Source organism: Parabacteroides goldsteinii, assembly GCF_020091425.1.
GTDB lineage: Bacteria > Bacteroidota > Bacteroidia > Bacteroidales > Tannerellaceae > Parabacteroides > Parabacteroides goldsteinii.
In genome coordinates, this window is record NZ_CP081906.1 from 429,018 (window position 1) to 451,201 (window position 22,184).

The 22,184-nt window shown below is 45.9% G+C and carries 16 protein-coding genes; 8 read left to right on the forward strand and 8 right to left on the reverse strand.

The genetic code is table 11. The annotated features are described in order from the left end of the window. The gene (locus K6V26_RS02690) at positions 1-1,593 is read right to left on the reverse strand and encodes an arylsulfatase (protein ID WP_224264538.1); all 1,593 of its coding nucleotides are present in this window, start codon (positions 1,591-1,593) and stop codon (positions 1-3) included. Between the two features lie 608 nt (positions 1,594-2,201). Between K6V26_RS02690 and K6V26_RS02695 the strand changes: the two genes are divergently transcribed. Next, positions 2,202-5,297 carry a SusC/RagA family TonB-linked outer membrane protein gene (locus K6V26_RS02695; protein WP_224264539.1) on the forward strand — a complete coding sequence of 1,032 codons (3,096 nt, stop codon included), beginning with the start codon at positions 2,202-2,204 and terminating at the stop codon, positions 5,295-5,297. Between the two features lie 34 nt (positions 5,298-5,331). Then, positions 5,332-6,939: a RagB/SusD family nutrient uptake outer membrane protein gene (locus tag K6V26_RS02700; RefSeq protein ID WP_010800250.1), complete on the forward strand. Its 1,608-nt coding sequence runs from the start codon at positions 5,332-5,334 to the stop codon at positions 6,937-6,939. A gap of 203 nt (positions 6,940-7,142) precedes the next feature. On the opposite strand, the gene K6V26_RS02705 is transcribed toward K6V26_RS02700, so the two are convergent. Continuing rightward, positions 7,143-7,997: an AraC family transcriptional regulator gene (locus K6V26_RS02705; protein ID WP_224264540.1), complete on the reverse strand. Its 855-nt coding sequence runs from the start codon at positions 7,995-7,997 to the stop codon at positions 7,143-7,145. A 131-nt stretch (positions 7,998-8,128) separates the two neighbouring features. Between K6V26_RS02705 and K6V26_RS02710 the strand changes: the two genes are divergently transcribed. Next, positions 8,129-8,758 carry a nitroreductase family protein gene (locus tag K6V26_RS02710; protein WP_010800248.1) on the forward strand — a complete coding sequence of 210 codons (630 nt, stop codon included), beginning with the start codon at positions 8,129-8,131 and terminating at the stop codon, positions 8,756-8,758. Positions 8,759-8,852: 94 nt separating this feature from the next. Here K6V26_RS02710 and K6V26_RS02715 read toward each other — a convergent pair whose 3' ends face one another. Continuing rightward, positions 8,853-9,533, reverse strand: a complete 681-nt coding sequence (locus tag K6V26_RS02715; RefSeq protein ID WP_007653611.1) for an ABC transporter ATP-binding protein — start codon at positions 9,531-9,533, stop codon at positions 8,853-8,855. A gap of 49 nt (positions 9,534-9,582) precedes the next feature. Further along, complete coding sequence (locus tag K6V26_RS02720) at positions 9,583-11,925, reverse strand: ABC transporter permease (protein ID WP_195586037.1); 2,343 nt, start codon at positions 11,923-11,925, stop codon at positions 9,583-9,585. A gap of 176 nt (positions 11,926-12,101) precedes the next feature. Between K6V26_RS02720 and K6V26_RS02725 the strand changes: the two genes are divergently transcribed. The 5 genes from K6V26_RS02725 (at position 12,102) to K6V26_RS02745 (ending at position 18,704) form a co-directional block, all read left to right on the forward strand. Beyond that, positions 12,102-12,626, forward strand: coding sequence for a response regulator (locus tag K6V26_RS02725; RefSeq protein WP_007653607.1), 525 nt, complete (start codon positions 12,102-12,104; stop codon positions 12,624-12,626). Beyond that, a complete protein-coding gene (locus K6V26_RS02730) occupies positions 12,623-13,456 on the forward strand; it encodes a sensor histidine kinase (protein ID WP_224264541.1) in 834 nt (277 codons plus the stop codon). The genes K6V26_RS02725 and K6V26_RS02730 overlap by 4 nt, the downstream gene beginning before the upstream one ends. 284 nt (positions 13,457-13,740) lie before the next feature. After that, a complete protein-coding gene (locus tag K6V26_RS02735) occupies positions 13,741-14,127 on the forward strand; it encodes an HU family DNA-binding protein (RefSeq protein ID WP_010800245.1) in 387 nt (128 codons plus the stop codon). 156 nt (positions 14,128-14,283) lie between these two features. After that, a complete protein-coding gene (locus K6V26_RS02740; protein WP_007653603.1) occupies positions 14,284-16,356 on the forward strand; it encodes a BT4734/BF3469 family protein in 2,073 nt (690 codons plus the stop codon). Between the two features lie 128 nt (positions 16,357-16,484). Then, on the forward strand, positions 16,485-18,704 hold the full coding sequence (locus K6V26_RS02745; protein ID WP_007653600.1) for a CRISPR-associated helicase/endonuclease Cas3: 2,220 nt from the start codon (positions 16,485-16,487) through the stop codon (positions 18,702-18,704). 609 nt (positions 18,705-19,313) lie between these two features. Here K6V26_RS02745 and cas2 read toward each other — a convergent pair. From cas2 to cas7c, 4 genes are read right to left on the reverse strand one after another with little or no spacing between them, the layout of a single operon-like run. Then, positions 19,314-19,604, reverse strand: a complete 291-nt coding sequence (gene cas2 / locus K6V26_RS02750; protein WP_005651106.1) for a CRISPR-associated endonuclease Cas2 — start codon at positions 19,602-19,604, stop codon at positions 19,314-19,316. A 4-nt stretch (positions 19,605-19,608) separates the two neighbouring features. After that, positions 19,609-20,643 (reverse strand): type I-C CRISPR-associated endonuclease Cas1c, encoded by a 1,035-nt coding sequence (cas1c, locus tag K6V26_RS02755; protein WP_224264542.1) that lies wholly within the window; start codon positions 20,641-20,643, stop codon positions 19,609-19,611. A 3-nt stretch (positions 20,644-20,646) separates the two neighbouring features. Further along, positions 20,647-21,315 (reverse strand): CRISPR-associated protein Cas4, encoded by a 669-nt coding sequence (cas4, locus tag K6V26_RS02760; RefSeq protein WP_224264543.1) that lies wholly within the window; start codon positions 21,313-21,315, stop codon positions 20,647-20,649. After that, the gene (cas7c, locus tag K6V26_RS02765; protein ID WP_122328478.1) at positions 21,312-22,178 is read right to left on the reverse strand and encodes a type I-C CRISPR-associated protein Cas7/Csd2; all 867 of its coding nucleotides are present in this window, start codon (positions 22,176-22,178) and stop codon (positions 21,312-21,314) included. Before cas7c ends, cas4 begins: the two co-directional genes overlap by 4 nt. Positions 22,179-22,184: the final 6 nt, after the last annotated feature.

The window sequence follows — 22,184 nt, forward strand, 5'->3', positions numbered from 1 at the left end:
TTAATCCTTTCCGCTTTGATCCGGATGGAGCGATTTATAGTAATTAATGCGTTCTGTCCAGGGACGGTATTCAAAAGGAAAGACATGTTTTTCTTCGGCCCATCGGTTCCATTTACTCTCTAATACCTTTACTTTTTCCGGGTATAAGGCTGCCTGATCGTTTTCTTCAAACGGATCGTTCATCAGGTCGATCAACTCCCAGGACTGTTTGCCGCTGTTACGAACCAGTTTCCAGCCATCCGAAATGATTGCACATGAGGTCTGATGTTCGAAAAACAAGTCGCGTGGTTCCAACGTCTTGTTTTGGACGGCGGGTATCAGGCTTCTGCCTTCGGTGGTACTCAACTTTTTATCATTGAATTGTCCGGGATATTCAACCGAAGCCATATCCAGACAGGTCGGCATTACATCTATAATATGACTGAATTCGCGATTGAACTTCCCTTTGAGAACATTCTTTTGCGGATCGCCATACATAACGATAAAAGGCGTACTGGTTCCTCCCTGGAAACACCATTGTTTGTAACTTCTGTAAGGCGTATTGTTCAGGTCGGCCAGTAATTGGGCAATAAAACCCCCTTCATTGGTTGAACCGTTATCACTCAGGAAGAGGAAGACGGTGTTTTCATAGAGCCCTTTTTCTTTGGTAGCAGCAATAACTTTCCCGATACCATCGTCCATTATTTCAATCATGGCGGCATAGGTAGCCATTTCGGTTATCCATGCTTCCTGTTGTTCGGGAGTGAGACTTGTCCAGGCCGGGCGTCCTCCTTCAAATTCTTTCTGATGGATGGGGAGGGTTTCTCCGGCATTCATCAATCCCATCTCTTTCTGTCGATCGAAACGTTGTTGGCGCAGGACGTCATATCCTACTTTATACCGTTGCCGGCATGCTTCCACCCGTTCTTTGGGTGCCTGCAACGGCCTGTGAGGGGCATAATGCGCCAGATACATGAACATCGGGACATCGGCCGGATGGCTACGGATGAAACTGACGGCCGAATCCGTAATGGCCGTTGTATAATAAAAGTCGTCGGGGAATGTCGTGATACGGTCCGTATTCGAATAGACGGGAGTCGGGGTGTAATAGCTTCCGCCGCCGCTCAGGCAACCGTAATATTTATCGAACCCTCGTTGTGTGGGATAACTACCGTTCGGTTTATCGAATGCGCCCTGTACTGTCAGATGCCATTTCCCACTCATATAGGTCGCATATCCGTTTGCTTTGAGGACTTCGGCGATAGTCGGGTAATCGGCAGATATCTGTCCGCGGTATCCGGGCCGGTGCTCGTCGACAGCCGTCATCCATCCCATTCCCGCTTCATGCTGGTAACGTCCGGTCAGGAGGGCGGCACGGCTGGGGCAACTGCGTCCGGTGTTTTTGAACTGGCTGAAACGCACTCCGTTCTCTGCCAAAAAATCAATGTTCGGAGTCTTAACTTCTCCTCCGTAACATCCCAAATCTGAAAATCCCATATCGTCGCATAGGATCAGAATAATGTTGGGATGCGATTGTTCACCGGCATTACCGGCTGCCGCGAATTGTGCCATAGAGGCAAGAACCACGGTACTTAATAGAGTTTTATTTGTCATGTTATCTAAGGTTATAATAGATATGGCGATAAAGTTACAGATAAGTTTTTATATAATTCTATCCGGCTTTGTAAAAGGTATTCTTATAATGGACTTACTATATATGGTGATTGTCGCCGGATTTGTTATAATTGGTTATTTATATAAAAGATTATTAGCGTGGCGGATGGCGGTATCTGTATTGATCATTTGCTTTGCCTTTTTTAAAATAAGATATGTGGCGTTTTTGTATTGAGTTCTTACAGAACTAATTTAATACCGACCCTGCAAATGTAATATTAATTTTATAATAAAACATTAAATTGTGCAGATTATTCAGTAATAGTCAAGTCGTTGGAGATCGTTTAATAATAATAACGTTTAAACTAAAGTTAATCCATTATAAAGGTAGATGATTGTCTCTTTAGAGTTAATATGCTGAAACCATGCTATTTGTGAAATAAGAAAAGCCATAGTTCTGTAAGAACTGTGGTTTCATAGGGATAAGATTTTTACAGAAAGAGTAAATGTTAATACCATGAATAAGGTGAATCTATAAGTAAAGTGAGTTAATCTCCTTAAATCTTATTTATAAAGTTACTAGTATTATTAAACAAAAAGCAATTGTTATGTTGAAAATCGTAAGACCAGTCGGCCTTTTGTTGTTGTCAGCCACATTGTGCTCCGGAGGGACAGCACATGCTTCCGACAGTACGGCAACATCCAAAGTTGACATTTCTCAGCAACAAAAGAGTTTAAAAGGAACAGTTAACGACGATTTCGGCCCTGTTGCCGGTGCCTCTATTGTCGTAAAAGGAACAACGAACGGTACTGTCACCGACATGGATGGTAACTTCGTACTGGATGTAAAAGCCGGGGATGTGATCCAGATCTCTTTCATCGGCTATCTGACACAAGAAATTAAGTACACAGGACAATCGACTCTTAAAATTACTCTGGCTGAAGATACGCAAAAGCTGGACGAAGTCGTGGTGGTAGGATACGGTACCCAGCAGAAAGCCAACCTGTCCGGAGCCGTAGCCTCTGTGGCAAGCGAAGAACTGACAAGCCGACCGATTTCGAATGTATCCTCCGGTTTGCAGGGATTGATGCCGGGTGTGACGATCACAGCCGGTGAAGGCCGTCCCGGTGAAGATGGAAGTAATATCCGTATCCGTGGTGTCGGAACGTTGAATAACGCATCTCCCTACATCCTGATCGACGGGATCGAGAGCGGTTCGATGGACAGTATCGACCCGAACGACATCGAAAGTATCTCTGTCCTGAAGGATGCCTCCTCTGCCGCCATCTACGGTTCGAAAGCCTCCAACGGAGTTATTCTGATAACGACCAAACGTGGTAAGACCGGTGCTCCGCGTATTACTTACAACGGATATATCGGGGTCTCAAGCCCGACTGCTGTAATAGACCGCGTCAGTTCGGCCGAATATGCGATGCTGTATAACCGGATCGACGATGATAACGGACAGCCTCACCGCTATAGTGATGAAGACATCCGCCTGTTTCAGGATGGCTCCGACCCATACGGACATCCGAACACAGACTGGAATGATGCCGCTTACCAAACCGGTGTATTGCATAAACACAATGTAAATATCAGCGGAGGTACCGAGAATACGAAATATATGGCTTCTGTCGGTTATCTGGGACAAACCGGTATTCTTCCTAACTCGGAACGTAAACAATTCAACGGCCGTACGAACCTGGATATGAATATCACGAAGAAACTGACGGTTCGCTTGAATATGTCATATATAAAGAACGACTATAAAGACCCCAACTCCAATTATGGCGGCGGTTGGTCGGACCAGATTATCCGCCAGCTGAATATTCTGAGCCCGATGATTCCGGTTTATAATGAGGATGGAACATATGGTGCAACAAATGACGGTAACCCTATCGCCTGGCTGGACTCCGGACAGACTGTGGACAAATACAACCAGAACTTTACCGGTTCTCTTGCAGTCGACTACCAGATCATAGACGGACTGAAGGCAACAGTGTCCGGTTCGTATGTAAATGACGACCAGCACTTCAAGGCATTCGTTATGAAATTGGATACCGACCCGGCACAGGCCAGTCGTCCGAACAGCCTGGAAGAACGTTTCACCAACTGGTCACGTTACAATTTCGATGCTTTGCTGAACTATGACAAGACATTCGGTAATCACGGTTTGAAAGTGATGTTGGGATATCATGCCGAGAAATATGATGTGCGTTACAACAAGGAATACCGCGAAAACTTCCCGAATAACGAACTGGATGATATGAATGCCGGTGCTACGGCTACCCAAACCAACGAAGGTTTTACCCGCAAATTGAATATGCTTTCTTATTTCGGTCGTGTAAACTACGACTATGCCGGTAAATACCTGCTGGAAGCAAACTTCCGTTCGGATGCTTCTTCCCGTTTCGCCCCCGGACACCGTTGGGGATATTTCCCTTCCTTCTCCGCAGCATGGCGTATCAGCGAAGAGAGCTTCATGGAAAATACGAGGAATTGGTTGAATAGCCTGAAACTTCGCGGATCATGGGGTATGCTTGGTAACCAGGATGCTTTGAGCGACGGGACACCGACAGGCGGTGACTTTTATCCCTGGTTGAATACGTATAACCTGGGTGCCAACTATCCTTTCGGAAGTGCGTTGACGACCGGTTATTATCAGAGTAATTATAAAATAGCAGACCTTTCGTGGGAAAAGTCAACGACATGGGGTATCGGGATAGATGCAATGATCAATAATAAGATCAGCTTTACTTTCGATTACTACGATCGCAAGACAACCGATATCATCATGGAAGTTCCGGTACCGACGGAATTTGCGCTGGGTGCTTATAAAGATAATGTAGGTGCCATGCGTAACCGAGGTGTCGAAATGCAGTTGGGCTACACTAACCAATGGGGTGACTGGAAGTTCGGTGTAGTCGGCAACTTTGCCTATAACAAGAATAAGATAGAAAACCTGGGAGGTGTTAACCGTATGTCTGATGGCGACTTCATGCGTCAGGTCGGTTCTCCTATTAATTCCTGGTTCGTGTACAGAACAGACGGTTTCTTCCAGTCGGACGAAGAGGCACAAGCCTGGATGGATAAATATGCCGGTCAGGACGGATATCCGTTCGGCCTGAAATTTAAAGGGGGTGACCTGAAGTATGTCGATACCAACAATGACGGTAAGATCACAGCCGAAGACCGTGAACTCTATAAGACAAAAGATCCGGTGATGACATTCGGTCTGAACCTGAACGGTGCTTATAAGAACTTCGACCTGACGCTGAACTTTACCGGTGCGGCAAACGTCGGTTTCGCTTATACCAAAGAAGCCTTCGGTGAATTTTCCGGCAGCGCCGGCCACCCTTCAACAGCCTGGCTGGACTCATGGACACCCGAAAATAAAGGAGCAAGTATGCCCCGTGTAGCAGAAGCCCGTAAGTCACCGAGTGAAGCATCTGTTGTCATGTCTGACTTCTGGATCATGAATACGAGCTATCTGCGTCTGAAGACTGCACAGTTAGGCTACACCTTCCCGAAAAGCCTGATAGAAAAAGCCGGTATTCAAAGCCTGAGGATTTATTATTCGGCTGAGAACCTGCTGACATTCGATTCTATGCCGTTGAATGTAGACCCGGAGACAGTCAGCACCCGTTTGTCAAGCTATCCTTTGTCTACTACCCATTCATTCGGAGTAAATGTTACGTTCTAAACTATTAATGACTATCTAATATAAGTTGAATTTTATGAAACGATTATCAATATATTTAATGGCCGGAGCAGCGTTTTTATCTACATCCTGCTCGGACTTTCTGGATACGGCTCCACATGATGCATTGTCTCCTTCCACCACCTGGAAGACCGAAACGGATGCTGAAAGTTTCGTGGTGGGATGTTATAACGGTCTGTGGGATCCGACCGCCATTCTCTATCTCGATTGTGGTTCAGATATTGCTTACAACAACTTTCCGTGGGAAGGTTGGCGCCCCTGGGGTGACGGTTCTTTGTCAAGCTCCAACCCCGGCAGTTCATTTTATAGCTTCACGACTATCCGCCGTTGTAACACCGTGCTGGAGAATATCGACAATGTAACATTCAAGTCGGAAGCAACAAAGAATGACCTGGTTGCACAGGCGAAAGCGATTCGTGCTTATAAATACTTCCAGATGAACTGGTGGTATGGCGGCGTGCCTATCATCGGCTCTTATCAGTCAGCCGAAGAAGCCCAGGTGCCCCGTAATACCGAAGAAGAAGTTCGTCAGCAGATAGCCAAAGACCTGGAAGATGCTTTGACGGGTATTAATACGACACCGGCTGCCCGCGGACGCATCGGCAAAGGCGGTGTACTGGCAATAAAAATGCGTGAGGCTTTGTATTATGGAGAATGGCAGAAGGCTAAAGAGGCTGCCCAGGCCATCATTGACCTGAAGCAGTATGAACTGGAACCCGATTATTCCAATTTGTTCAAGCTCACTGGCACAGATTCGAAAGAGGTGATCATTGCCGACCAGCGTATCCCTAATACATTCGGTTTGGGAGTTATCGGCCAGATGTATAATAATGTAGACGGCGGTTGGTCCTCTATCGTCCCCACCCAGAACCTGGTGGATATGTATGAAATGACAGACGGTAAAACGAAGGAAGAGTCGAACCTGTATGATGCGGCCCATCCGTTTGCCAACCGCGATCCCCGTATGGCGATGAGTATTCTTTATCCGGGACAGGACTGGAGAGGTTCGGTGCTGAACACGCTGGATAAAACACTGGCGGATAAGTCGGATAATAAGAACTATCCCACCTACACCGACAATGCTTCGAAATCCAGTCTGACTTGGGCGAAATATCTGGACCCCATCGACCAGTATCCCAATATGTGGAGTACCGGAACTTGTGTGATCGTGTTCCGGTATGCCGAAGTTTTGTTGTCGTATGCCGAAGCTGAGAATGAATTGAACGGCCCTTCCGCCCAGGTGTATGATTATCTGGATCAGATCCGTACCCGTGCCGGCATGCCTGTTGTGGACAGAGCCAGATACAGCACGAAAGAAACATTGCGTGAGCTGATTCGTCGTGAGCGCTGCATTGAATTGGCGGGTGAAGGCTTGCGTCGTGCAGATATTCTGCGTTGGAAAGATGCCGCAGGAAAGATGTTGGCCGAAACATTATTGAACGGCCCGTTAAACCGTATCGTCGGTACAATCGATTACAACGAGACAGATCCTTATAAACGTGCCGTCGTAACAGGCAAGGACCTGATTGAAAACCGTGAGTTTGCTGCCAAGAACCGTTATCTGCCGATCCCGCAGGACAGCATGGATAAGAATCCGAACCTGAAACAGAATTCCGGTTACTAACGTATTATTATGTTGAAACTGCCGGAACGAATTTCCTGGTAATCCAGTTGATTAAAGTTAAGGGTTAATGTGGAAGGCTGTCGGATATGAATCCCGCAGCCTTCGTTTTTGACTCCCCCGACAAATGCTTCGGCACAAGCAAGTCCAATCAGTTGTGAAGACAAATGAAGATAACAGACAAAAGGGAAAACGATATAAGATAATTATTGAAATTGTTTTCTGTACCTGCTGGGAGAGACTCCTATATTATTTGTGAAAACCCGGACAAAGTGAGGTAAATCATTGAATCCTACCGTGAAACATATTTCGGATACTTGCTTCTGTGAATGTTTCAAAAGTTTGCAGGCTGTATTTAAACGGTATTGAGTTACATACTGCGAAAAAGTTATTCCTTTACAACGCTTAAAGTAAGAACAGAAAGCAGAGCGGTTCATACCTACTTCGGCGGCAATATCATCCAACGAAATAGTGTGGACGTAGTGAGCCATCACATAGCTACATATTTGCTGCATACGACGTACATCCCGTTCGATGCGCATCGGCCTGCCTACAAACGTATGATCGGACGATTTGAAAATGACCGGAAGCAGACGGAACATTTCGCACAAGCGTCCCAACTCGTCCAGGTTGTTCATCCGTGATAATATCCGGCGGATGGTTCGTGAACTTTCGGAACCGAACTTCAGTGCATTGACTGGAAATGTAATGTTTTTCAGATGGTTGCGCAGTTCGGGAAATACCTGCATGCACCGTTCTACCAGTGAATGACTGAAAGCTACCATCAGATAACGGACATGGCCTTCTTCGTCCGCTGAATCCGGCGTATACTCCCAGCGGTGGAGCATGGACGGAGGTATCAATGCCACATCGCCAGCTTCAAAGGGTTGTAAAGTGTCGCCTGCCATCCGGTTACCATACCCGTGGACAACATAATACAATTCCCATGCATCATGTTGATGCAATTTGGCCTCGAGACCCGTTTCTACCCGTTGGTCTATAAAGAAAAACGAATGATTTTCCACCTCGGGCAATTCGTAAGGAATAGCAGTATCTTCCATAAAGGTATGCTTAAAATGATCCGAATGCAAATATACGACAAGTATACGAAACAATATCACAAATATGTAACAAGAAAGCCGGATAACTTTGTTGCCGGAAACGATAAGTATAACCAATAAAATGTATTGTTATGGATTTCTATCAAATATTAGAGAAAAGAAGAACTATCCGGGATTTTTCTGATAAAGAAGTTACGGACGAAGTATTGAAGAAGGTATTGTCGGCTGCATTTAAAGCTCCTACCAATGACCATTTGCGTCAGTTTGAATTTGTTGTGGTGAGAGGACAAGAGAATATTGCCCGACTCGTATCGCCTGTGGCACAAAACACTAAAAATATTCAGCAGACAGGACTTAACGCTGCTGCCGGTGTGATGGACAAAGATGAGCACGCCATGTTTACCGATGCGTTGCCCAAGCAGCAACGTATGCTTATGCAGAGCAATTGCCTTGTTCTGCCGTTTTTCCGGCAAAAGGATTATCCTCTGTGTCAACCTGCCGACCAAAGTTCGCTCAACTATTTCGCTTCGGCGTGGGCTGCCGTTGAAAATATGCTGTTGGCAGCAACGGCAGAAGGATTGGCATGTGCTTTCCGTATTCCCATCGGCAACGAACCGGAACATGTAAAACAACTGGTTAAAGCCCCCGATGGATATGAGTTTACCTGTTATCTTGCTATCGGTTATCCGGCCGAAAACGCACATATCTGTAAACAGAAAGAAATTCGGATAGAGGACAGAATTCATGATAATCGTTGGTAATCCGGGAATGAAGCGACATGTCCTGCCGTTTGTTGCAGATAGCAGACGAAATTGGGGAATAATCCTATATGACATTGAGAGAATGTTATAGGCATCAAAGTATTCCATCCAACTCATTGACAATTTGTCCGTCAAAAAGATTGATGATGTAGTCGGCGTATGTGGCATCGTGCTGTGAGTGTGTCACCATGACGATAGTCGTTCCTTCGGCATTCAACTGACTGAGCAGTTTCATTATTTCGAGACTGTTCTTGGAGTCGAGGTTGCCGGTCGGCTCGTCGGCCAAAATCAATTTAGGTTTGCCTACCACGGCGCGGGCGATGGCTACTCGTTGCTGTTGGCCTCCGGAGAGTTGTTGCGGGTAATGTTTGGCGCGTTGGCTGAGGCGTACTTTGCGCAGGATGTCAAGTACCTGCTGTTTGCGTTCGGCTTTAGGTACGCCAAGATATTTCAGTTGGAGGTCTATGTTTTCTTCCACCGTCAGCTCGTCGATGAGGTTGAAACTCTGGAAGACGAACCCGATACGTCCTTTGCGGTAACGGGTTCGGTCTTTCTCTTTCAAGTGTCCCATTTCTTCCCCATCCAACAGGTAGCTGCCTTCGTCCGGGTTGTCCAGCAGACCGAGAATATGCAGCAAGGTCGATTTGCCGCATCCGCTTGGACCCATGATGGCGACGAACTCGCCCTTTTTCACTTCCATGCTTACGCCGTTGAGTGCGATGGTTTCTATTTCTTCCGTCCGGAAGCTTTTGCTGAGATTCTTTATTTTAATCATGACTCGTTTCGTTTTTTATAATGATGTTACCTGTTATATACTGTTGCTTTTATTCCGTCCGGATGCTTTTTATAGGGTTGCGGCGGGCGACTTTCAAAGTTTGACTGATGATTGACACGAAAGCGATAACTATGGTTGCCAAAACAGCCGCGGCTATGAGGTGCCACGGGAAGGCGATGCGGTTATAGAATGACTCCAAACTGATTTGAACCGCTTTCAAACTGATGGGCAGGGCGAAGCAGGCGGCAAGCAACGAGAGCATCATGAATCGTTTGGAAAGTTCCCATACCGCACCGCTTGTTTCGGCTCCCATCACTTTGCACAAAGCAATCCGCTTGCTTTGCTGTTCGGTGTAGCTTATCGACATGGCAAACAATCCCATGGCAGAGATGAGGATGGAGATGACCATGAAGCAAAGGACGAGCATCACGATGTTCTTCTCGTGTGTCAAATCTTTGTCCAGATAATCATCTATATAATCGGCTTCCAGGTCTTTCGGCATCCCGATCACCTCTTTGGACACTTCCCGACAGGTATGGCGGATGGCGGCCAAAGCTTCCGACCGGTTACCTTGGGTCCGGACGACTTGGCTGATCACATAGCCTTGCGGGTCCATCACTCCGACCGCTCCGTGCGAATCGGGTGTCGGAGTGTTTAACGGCATGAGTGAACGGTAATCACGGATAACACCACAGACGTTATACCGGTAGCCGCCCTCGTCACCGTTCTTTCCGAAATGGGGGTTGTCGGCCGAAAGGTTATAACGGCGGCAGGTCTCTTCCGTTACCCAAACCATGCCGGGTAGCGGGTCCGACCAGCGTTCCGTCACTTCGAAGCCCAACATCCGGAATGCAGTGCTGTCTACATCCGAGAGGTGGAGCCATGACATTCCCTCTTCGTCCGGCTGGCGTACGCCATCGTGGCCGCTGACGAAAGGCAGTTTCCGTGCCAACGCCACTTCTGCCACCTGGGGCAATGCCTGCAAACGTTTCTGGAGGATGGCTTGTTTGTCGTAGGTCGGTCCTAAATCCCAGGCCCGTACAAAGACCAGATCGGTATTATAACCGGTCGGCAGGGTAGCAAGGTAGTGTATTTGGACGGCCATTGTCAGTCCCAACGTAATGAGGAACGTGCTGATCACGTTCTGCACGATGATGAACAGGCGGCTGAATAGTTGCTTGTTCTGCAAGCGGAAGTTCCCCTTTACAATATCTATCGGGCTGTATTTGCGAATGATGAGTGCCGGTACTAATCCTGATATACCGGTGATTCCAACTAATAACAGCAGGGCGTAGGCCACCGTTGCGGGAGAAAGCGACATGGCGATTTGGGTAGAGAGCAAGTATTCGAAATAGGGTTTGGCAATGACGGTGATGAGGCATCCGCCGATGAAGCACCCGGTTGTGAAGATTGCCGACTCGGCGAGGTAGCGCAACACGATTTGCCCGGCAGAATCGCCCATCAACCGGCGAGTCGCCATCTCATGTGCCCGCTTGCCGGTTTGCGACACGGTCAGGTTGATGTAGTTGAAGACGGCCGAAAGGAGCAAGATCATCGCGATGGCCAATAAGATTTGAACCTGTTTCCGTGTCCCGTTGCGGAAAGGAGTGTAATGGTTCAAGGGTGAAAAGTATATTTCGTCCATGCGTGTGAGTGATGAACCCCATGTAAAGTTGTTCGTGCTGTTGTCTTCTTTCCAATAATCCCAATAACTTTTATAGCTGTCGAGCAGTTTTCGGGTGACGATGCCGGGGATTGCATCTTCTGTCAATGTGACAAATGTTTGGGTTGAACCGAAGTTATCCATCCAGGAATAAGTCTTTTCCACCAATCTGATAGGGACCAGGAGGTCAACCGGCTTCAACAGTTCTGTCGGATCGAAAGTCGGGAGAATCCCGACGACCCGTAGCGGTGTCTGGTTCAGGTACATGATTGTGCGTCCGATAGGATCTTCATTGCCGAATACTTTACGGGCGAACGGTTCGGAGATGATGGCCTCGTTTGTTCCGTTCAGTACCTTGTCGCGTTCACATCCGATGAGCGGATAGTCCATCAGCCGGAAGAAGTTGGAATCGACGGCAAGGCTGTTCACCTGGTAGTAGTTGTTGTCTATGGTCAAGTCTGTCAGCTCGTTGTTGATGAGGCGTGTCCATTCTTTTATTTCCGGAATGGAAGGGAATAATTCCGGGGCGGTACCGACCGTCATACCGATGCCATCGCCGTAGCCGATGGCATACAATTGGTGGGAGTATGGCTGTCTGTTACCGATATTGAATTCGGTTTTAGCGTATAACGTTAAGAGGAGGACGACTCCCAATGCGATGGCCAGTCCGAAGAACTGGATAGCCGTGTAGAGCTTGTTGCGGCTGAGAAAAGTGAAGTACGATTTCATCTTTGTTCATTGTTTTATTTGTTGCAAATGTATAAGGTTGCCGGCATTCGGCAATGGATGTAAAGCGCGGTTAGAGCAGTTTGTATGAAAATCATACACCTGTTTGTATGATATTCATACAGCCTTTTTCCGTACCTTTGCCTCTGATAAATGAAGGTAATCTAAACGAATCGGATATGGCGAATTACAGGACGATATTGGTGGTGGATGATAATCCGGCGATTCTTACGGCAGTCAGGATCTGTTTGGCCGGTGAGTTTGATAAAGTATTGACGCTTGTTTCTCCCGACACGCTTCTTACGGTATTGGCACAAGAGGAGGTGGATGTGATTTTGCTCGACATGAACTTCACGCAAGGGGGAAACTCCGGACAAGACGGCTTGCTTTGGCTTCGGGCAATCCATAAGAAGCATCCGGCCATTCCGGTGGTGCTGGTGACGGCATACGCTGATATCAAATTGGCGGTGCGCGGGTTGAAGATGGGAGCGGCAGACTTTGTTACCAAGCCTTGGGACAACCAGGAGTTGATCCGTGTCCTGAAAGATGCGATTGATGCCGGCCGGAAAGTGGTTTCGTTGGAACAAGTCGAGGCGGAACATGTGCATAAGGTCGTGGAGCGTTGCCACGGCAACATCAGCCGGGCTGCCGAACTGTTGGGGATTACCCGGCAGACGTTGTATGCTAAAATGAAAAAACTATGATTCTGATAGTCTCTTTTTTGGTGGTCGTTGTTGTCTTCTTCGGATGGTTTTATCGTCATCAGGTGTTGCTGAGAGACCGGGCGCATCTGATGCGTGAGGCGATTCGCAACGAAGAGTTCACGTTCCGTCTTCCTGTAAAAGGTCTGTTCTTCGGAGAACGGGCGTTGCAGGAAGCCCTTAACGAAACAGGTAAGGATATAGGCGTGCTGCTTGCCCGCAACGAAGTGGAATCGTGGCAGCGTCTGACTCGTGTGCTCACCCATGAAATCATGAATGCTACGACACCGATTGCCAGCATCAGCCAGGCCTATTTGGATAATCCTGCGATTGCGGGGACAGTTTACGAGGAGGGAGTCCGTGCCATTCATGAGACCAGCCGGGGGCTTGCCTTGTTTGTGGACAGTTACCGGAAACTGGCAGAGTTGCAGGAGCCGGTTCTTGTGGAGATCCCATTGGCCGCTTTCGTGGAAAGAATTCGGACGCTTTATCCGGATTTGGAGTGGCATATTTCCATCCCTTTGGCTGTCACGATGTTTACGGATGAGAATATGTTGCGCCAGGTGTTGATCAATCTGGTCAAGAATGCCTGCGAAGCCGGGGCGACGACTATGGATGTGCGTTGGAATAAGGAGTTGTGGATCAGCAATAACGGTGCGCCTATTCCGGCAGATGTCGAGCGGGAGATTTTTGTTCCGTTCTTTACAACCAAAAAGAATGGTTCGGGTATCGGCTTGTCACTTTCCCGGCAGATGATGGTTCGGCAAGGCCGGGACCTTTGTTTGGCTGAACGGCCTGTGCCCGGTTTCCAGGTGACGTTTATTGTGTCTTAGTTTGAAAAATCGAAGTGTTGTTATTAACATAAACGGCAATAGAAGATAAAAATATAGGATAAACTATTGTATGTCTCCTTATATTTTATACCTTTAGTCCTGACTTAGTAATATCATCCTGTACACCCTGGCTGATTATCCTGTACACCCTGGTCGGCCAGCCTGTACACCTTATTCAATTATCCTGTACACCTTGGTTTTACTGACTAGTAATCAATGAGATAAAAGGTAGTAACCTTTGAAGTAACTAGTAGTAATATTAAATCTAAAAGAAAGGGAACCGCATGGCAGTAAGGTACAAACTCACAAAAATCAATGATAATATTACCGGCAAAGAGCAGGTAAAGTATTCGGTTACCACCGTAAGTTATGGTAATGTAAACCTCGATATGCTGGCAGAACAAATGGCCGATGCCAGTACTTTCACGTATGGGGATGTTAAAGGGATGATCGAAAATCTGACTCTTTTGATATCGGAAGCCTTGAAAGAAGGCAATACGGTGACGATCGACGGTCTGGGCACCTTCTCGGTGACCGCCCAGCCGAATCGCGATGTGGAAGAACCGTCTAAAATTCGCGCTGAATCCATTAAACTGAAGGGGATAGGCTTCAAACCTAGTCCGAAGCTGAAAGATCGGCTGAGCGATATTGAGTTTACGAGGCTGAAATAAGGTTGTACATAAAGTTTCAGGAAAGTATTTGCCATTTGCAATATTGTCCTGCAATATATTGTATAATAGAAATTTAAACTATTGCAAATACCTTTTTTATTTGCAATGGCGTTTGCCATTTGTCATATCATAAGAGGGGTGAAAATAAAATATACTATGTACATTACACAAACAAAGAATGGGGGTAAAACCTTTAAAAATATGGCGTTGCACGTTGTTTTATGCGGTATGCGTAGCGGCGAGTACCGGAAGGTGGTGAATGAATACAGGGAGCTCCTGGCTTGTTCGATGCCTGGTGATAAAAGCATACATGCAACGAATCTTCCGGCGTTGTGTTTTTCCGCATTATTCGGGAAAAGAGATAAAAAGGTCGAGTTCCGGTCGTATAACGGACTGGTTCTGGTGGAGGTCGGAAATCTGGCGAATAAGGAAGAGGTGGCGAGAATAAGAGAATTGGCATCGCAAGCCCCTCAAACACTGGCTGCTTTTACCGGTTCCAGCGGAAAAAGTGTAAAAATATTGGTACCGTTTGTTTTGCCTGACAGAACATTGCCACGGGACAGGGAGCAGGCGGAATTGTTTCATGCGGTAGCCTACCGGCGCGCTGTAGCCTATTATCAGGCTCAGCTGCAATGTGATATAGAGATAAAGACTCCCTCTTTGGAGCGGGGATGCCGCCATTCCTTCGATCCTGATTTATACTATAATTTTTCGGCTGTTGCGTTGGTTCAGGAGCAACCGACACAGATGCCGGACGAACCGACATACCGGGAAATCATATCGAAAGAAGAAGACCCACTTTTACGTATGATGCCCGGGTTCGACCGTAGCCGTATTATTTCCCGTTTTTATAATGCTTGTATGCTGGATGCATTGGAGAAAACAGGAGGTTTGGATGACGGAAAAGAGGTCAGGCCTTTCCTGACAAAGCTGGCCGAAAATTGTTTCCAGTCCGGGATACCGGAGGAGGATGTGGTTCGCTGGACAAGGATATACCAGCGTCTGGAACTGTTTGAAGAGGAGATCCGGGAGACCATTCATACGGTGTACCAGCTTTCGAAGAATTTTGGAAAGAAACCGGTGATGCCTCCCGAGCAATTATTGTCTGTAAAGACGGATGAGTTTATGAAACGGCGTTATGAGTTCAGGCGGAATATGCTGGCCGGCGAAGTAGAGTTTCGGGCAAGAGGTTCATATTATATCCGTTTTGCTCCTGTGACGGAGACGGTTCTGAACAGTATCGGACTGAATGCACAGGCTGAAGGATTGGCACTTTGGGATCGTGATGTGAAGCGGTATGTGTATTCCGACAGGGTACCGGTTTTCTATCCGTTGGAAGATTATCTGGAACATTTGCCGGCATGGGATGGGAAAGACCATATCCGTACGTTGGCCGATACGTTGCCGACAGATAATACAGCCTGGCGCGATTTGTTTTATATCTGGTTCCTGAGCATGGTCGCTCATTGGTACCGGCGGGATCATTTGCATGCCAATAGTTCGTTACCTTTACTGGTCGGCCCTCAGGGATGCGGTAAATCGACCTGGTGTCGGAATCTGCTGCCCCCTTCGCTACGTATGTATTATACGGATAGTATCGATTTCAGCAATAAACGGGATGCTGAGTTGTTGCTTACCCGTTTTGCATTGATCAATATCGATGAGTTCGATTCGGTAAGTGCTGCGTATCAGAGTTTTTTGAAGAATGTTCTTCAAAAGCCGGTGGTCAATGCCCGCCAACCTTATAAACGGAGCATTCAGGCGTTGCACCGATATGCTTCTTTCATTGCCACTTGTAATAATTATGACTTGCTGACCGATCCGACCGGTAGCCGCCGTTTTATTTGTATCGGGATAACCGGGACAGCAGATAATTCCGTATCGGTTAATTATGAACAGCTTTATGCGCAGGCAGTCTCGGCTTTAAAGGCAGGCGAACGCTATTGGTTTACGTCCGAAGAAGAATCTTCTACCACCCGCAACAATGATGTGTTCCAGCAGATACCGATAGAGGAACAATTGTTCCTGCAAAACTTTCGTGCACCATTGCCGGGCGAGGAATACGAGGAACTTTTTGCTCTTGAAATACTTCAATATCTGCAAGATGAAAGTGGCATAAGGTTGGGTACTAAACGGTTGACATACTTCGGGCGCTTGCTTCAAAAGAATAAGATCCCGTCGCGCCGTACGATGAGAGGTACGTGTTATTTGGTTGTTAGGAATAAATGATGTATGGCAAATGGCAAACGGCATTGCAAATGAAATCGGTATTTGCAATAGTTTAATTGGTTGTTATACAATGTGCTGTGTGGAAATATTGCAAATGGCAAATAAATTAGTGAAAACTTTTATGTAAGATGAAAAATGAGCAGGATTTTATAGCGCATGTCAAGGTGGAGGATGACGCTTTTCAGATACAAACAGTTAAGGAACATGCTGTCGGTACAGCTGGTTTAAGCGAATCGTTCGCATCTGTTTTCGGTGCTGCGGTCTGGGGAAAGCAGAATGGCTGGTGGCATGATATGGGAAAATATACGAAGGATAGTTTTCAACCTTATATCCGTAGTGCATCCGGTATGACGGCAGAGCAGAAAGTGGTGAATAAACCCGATCATTCCTCAGCCGGAGCTATGCTGGCGAAAGAGAAATTACCGGGTTATTATCAGCCGTTGGCCTATTGTATAGCCGGACATCATTCGGGATTGCTGGACTGGACTTCTTCCGGGGAGGCTAATTTGAATAAACGTCTGTCTAAAACAGACTGTTACCAGGAGATGTTGAATGATGCGCCGGAAGAGATGCGGGAAGCGGTCGTTTCGCTGAATGCGCCTATGATTAGTGATTTTCAGAAAGAAATGCACCAATGGATTCGCATGTTGTTTTCATGTCTGGTAGATGCCGACTATCTGGATACGGAGCGGTTTATGCAGCCGGAGCAGGCTGTTCGTCGCGGGCAATATGATTCTATGGAACTATTGAAAGATCGGTTTGATACATATATGGAATCGCTCACGGCCGGTGCTCCTGCCTCTTTCATCAATGAGAAGCGCGCTGCTATCTTGTCTCGTTGCCGTGAGATGGCGGAAAAGCTTCCCGGCTTTTTCAGCCTGACAGTGCCGACGGGCGGGGGAAAGACATTGGCTTCGATGGCCTGGGCGCTCATCCATGCTGTTCGTTATAAAAAAGATAGGATTATCATTGTCATTCCTTATACGAGTATTATTGTACAGACGGCTGCCGTGCTCCGGAATATTTTCGGTGCGGAGAATGTGGTGGAGCATCATAGTAATTTGCAGCCGGATAGTAATGACGAACGGTCTCCTTCCCAGTTGGCAACGGAAAACTGGGATGCTCCGATTATTGTGACTACGAATGTACAGTTCTTCGAGTCGCTGTATGCTTGCCGGACTTCACGGTGCCGGAAGTTACATAATATCTGTAATTCGGTTGTTATTCTGGATGAGGCGCAAATGTTGCCGGTTGAATTTTTGCAGCCGATATTGGATATCTTGCAGAGCCTGCAATCGTCTTTTAAAACCAGTATTTTGTTTACCACAGCGACATTACCCGTTTTTGCCGGTCATATCGGAACGGGGCAGAAGGCTTTTAGCGGGCTGAAGAGTCCCGTCACAGAAATTACTTCCATGCATGATCATTTGTTTGAGGCTTTTAAGCGGGTAGAATTGCATTGGCCGGAATCGACCACGAATTTCGATGACCTTGCCGACGAACTGTCCGGATATGATTGTGTATTATGTATTGTAAATACCCGAAAAGAGGCGCGGGAGCTTTATCAGCGGATGCCTGAAGGAACTTTGCATCTATCGCGTATGATGTGTTCCGTACATATCATGGAAGTGATAAAATTGATCAAGCAGAAATTGAAGGACAATGAACCGGTTCGTGTGATAAGCACGCAGTTGGTTGAAGCCGGGGTAGATATTGATTTCCCGGTAGTGTACCGTGCATTTGCCGGTCTGGATTCAATCATACAGGCTGCCGGAAGATGTAACCGGGAAGGCAAGTTAAATAAGAAGGGTGAGTTGGGGCAGGTCTTTGTCTTCAAACCGGAGAATAGTACTTTACGTGGTTTGATGGGAAAGGGGGCGGCTGCTTTACGGGAGATGTTGTCTATTTCCGATGGAAGTGACTTGTTTTCCCCGGATTGTATGGCTCAATATTTCCGGTTATTCTATAGCAATTGTAACACCTTTGATAAGGCAGAGATCAAAGACTCTTTATATAAAGGTGCCGGAGAAATGAATTTCCTTTTTGCTACGGCGGCCGATCAATTCCGGTTGATAGACGATAAAGACTCGGTATCCATCTTAGTCGGCTATGGTGATGGCGCAACCTTGTTGGAAGAACTGAAGCGGATTGGTCCGGAATTCTGGTTATTGCGTAAGCTGCAACAGTATAGCGTATCCGTCAGAAAATGGGATTTCGAACAGTTCCGTAAACAGGGCACTGTGGGAGAGTATGCCGGAATATTTATATTGGAGGATGGAAGGTGTTATGATGAACATGCCGGGTTGGTTTTGGATGGCGCTTGGGTGGAGGAGTTGCTGTTGGTGTGATAGGTGTTACAGATTGAGTTGGTTATAATAAGTGCGTGGATTGAAACGTGTCTGAATTGAAATTGCAACAATAACACTACCGTCGCATCCTTTACGGGTGCGACGGTTATGTCCGTGTATCAACTCCCGATCAATGTTTGTTTCAATCCACGCATCTCTATAAGATACGACACTTCCCGGGTATCGACCTTAATTCTATAACAGATGTTTCAACCCACGTACCTCTATAAGATACGACAGGAGCCGATTACCATGTATACAGATGGAACAAAGTTTCAACCCACGTACCTCTATAAGATACGACATCTTTCCGGTTGGTCTACCTTTACCCTTACGACGTTTCAACCCACGTACCTCTATAAGATACGACCAAATTGCGGGTCAACAAGTAACATTGTTTATCCCGTTTCAACCCACGTACCTCTATAAGATACGACCGCATTACAAATAACACAAACATTTACAGTTTGTTACCAATATCTTTATGCGATAATAAACTTTTTGGATTCTTTATTGATGAAATAGAACCAATAGATATGTGCAATAGACTAACAATCAATAAATGCGAAAACCCCGGCTTTTGGGGTAATGCTTAATGTTCGCGAACAGTTATATTATAAGTTCGTCTTCTACATTATAGGATGTGACGACACCTATGTATTCAACCCTTTTAGAATAATTATTTCCCAGGAAATAGAAACGGATACTATCTTTTTTATGATCTATGATATCCGATAGCTTTAATCTTAACTCGGTAAATTGAGCAGGCGAGACAGAGCATTCAAAAACGGAATTCTGGACGCGTTGGCCATAATTCAGGCATTGACGTGCTACCTGACGTAACCTGCGCTGTCCGTCGGAAGTCATCGTTTCTACGTCATATGTAACTAGAACATACATAAAATCACTTCATTAAAAAGACCGGATAATTATCTAAATCGTTTCTCAAAAAACGAGCTAAAAGCATCGCCTGAATATATGGGATAAGCCCTATTGGTACGGATTCATTTAAGTAGGGGTGGATTATTGTCTCTTTTTTTCTCTTCTGCCAAGCGAGTAAAACTTCCTTTCTGATATCTTCATCCATAACGATCCCGTTATCTCCGTGTTCAACAAAACCTTTACTGGATATCTGTTTACGATTGATTAAAGACAATACCAACCTGTCTGCCAGGTAGGCTCGTAACTCTTCCATCATATCCAACGCTAAACTAGCTCTTCCCGGGCGATCGGTATGTAAAAAGCCTACGTATGGATCGAGTCCTACTGTTTCCAATGCGGACTGTACCTCATGATTCAGCAATGTGTAAACAAATGACAACAGGGCATTTACTTTGTCTTTGGGCGGTCTTCTGTTCCTTCCGTTAAAAGGAAAATCCTCACATTGCGATATGATCATCTGATCAAATACAGAGAAATAAGTTGTAGCGGCTTCTCCCTCTATACCTCTTAATGTATCGGAAGACTCAGCAACTAAAGCCTGATTCTTTGATCTCTTTAATTTTTCAGATACGGATAAAAACAAGGAAAGCTGTTCGTCGGAAGAAATATGATCTCTTTTGAAACGGTCGATAACCGTCCGGGAATTTGCTATCTTTCCGGCAATAAACAGACGGCTGATCTCCAGCGATTTATTTGCATCGTCGGCAATCCTGTATTGTGTTCTTCGCAAAAGGACATTTCCTTTTGTCGGACCGGAGACTCTACCCTGGAACTGTCCGTTAGCACTTAAAAAACATAACCCTACATTTCTTTCGGCACACATCTTCATTAATGCCGGGGAAGCACCCATATATCCGAATGTGACAATACCTTCTATATTCAAAACCGGAATTCTGAATATATCTTTTTCCTTAACCCTGATTACTACATTTTCTCCATCTTTAGTTAAATAGGCTTCAGGAGTAGTTACATATAATGTGTTCAATAATTTTCTCATATTTTAATCATATAACTGGGACAGGTAAGTATTCACTTTCAGTGTTTTTGTCATTACTTTAGGCATGCATACGTCACATAATGAACATGACTTGCAATGCGCTTTGTATATTGCTGGCGGAAGGACTTTTTGTTCGTATAACCGGTGCATTTGGACACATTTATTTTCAACCAGTTTCCGCAATTCTCCGGTAAACGGAACCTCTTCCCGGTGGCGGGTTTCCCCATAATACAAAAATCCTTTTTCTATGCTGACGTTATACATCTCTTCCAGGCAAACCGCTTGTGCGCATAGCTGAACTTCATCTATCTGATCTTTTTTAGGTTTGCCCCGTTTGTATTCGACCGGGATTAATTGCCAGAATCCCGGATATTTAGGATGTTGTATTGCATTTTGTCCGGAGGAGGAAGCAACCATCTCTACTACATCAGAGATTCCATAAAGTCCCAGCCGTCTGGAGACAAGCGTAACAGACCTTAATGTAACTATGCCTTTATTACGGTTCATCAAGGTTGGATCATCTACTTTTTGATGCATCCAGTTTCCTTCAATAGTGAGGTTGTTTTCCGCCCACTGTTGTTCGATATGTATAAGGGCCCATTGACGTTCACAGAAAGTTATATGCTGGATTCCGGAAAGCATCAACAGGTCCTCATCTCCGTATTCTATCATATCATGTCCAGTACTTCTACACCTTCCGGTAGTTTATCCTTGTCGATGGTAACAATATAATCGTCAAACGAACGGGGTGGGCGTTGGGCATCCTTAAGTTGAACCTTCACTAAACCGAATAAAGAATGGGCTGAAGCATTACCTAATGCTGTACTGTGTTTGAACACGATCAATTTGCGGGCATTCATCATTCCCCTGGCTGCTGAATGGTCGTGGTCGAACATGTTTTTCAGTGAATCCCAGAATAAGTTCAGATCCTCTTCATTGAATCCGGTCTGTACGGCTAAATGAGCGGAAATAAATCCGTTAGCTTTATACAATCCGTAAGGAACAGTGAATTTACGTCCCATAGTACGGTTATCTCCACTCTGTTTTTTAGCTTCATCTTCCGTTGCCACAGCCATACGGGTTATACTATGTTCGGCAGTAACAATCGGACTGATGGAACGGGCAAAAGTAAACTGGATAGGGCCACGAACCTGTCCGGCATTTTCGCCTGTACTTAGTACGGCTCCAAATGTCCTTATGTCATAAAAGTTTCTGCACATCCATTGTCGGGCAGCCTCTGTTTTATCTCCTTTCTCTTTTATATCTTTAACCCCTTCCTGTTTATGAGCTTCAGTGATCAGATTATTCAATACCGCTTTCTCTTTAATGAATATATCATACGGTCTTTCTCCTCCTTTTACTATTTGGACAAAGTTCCGGACTTTACGTTTCAGACAGACATCGGAAACCAGGCCTTCCCCTGTTTCCGGATCAACTCTGGGTAAGTTTCCGGCATCGGGATCACCATTCGGATTACCATCCTGTACATCAAATAAATAAATGAAGTCGTAACGATTGTTTATTGCTGTTTCCATATTTGT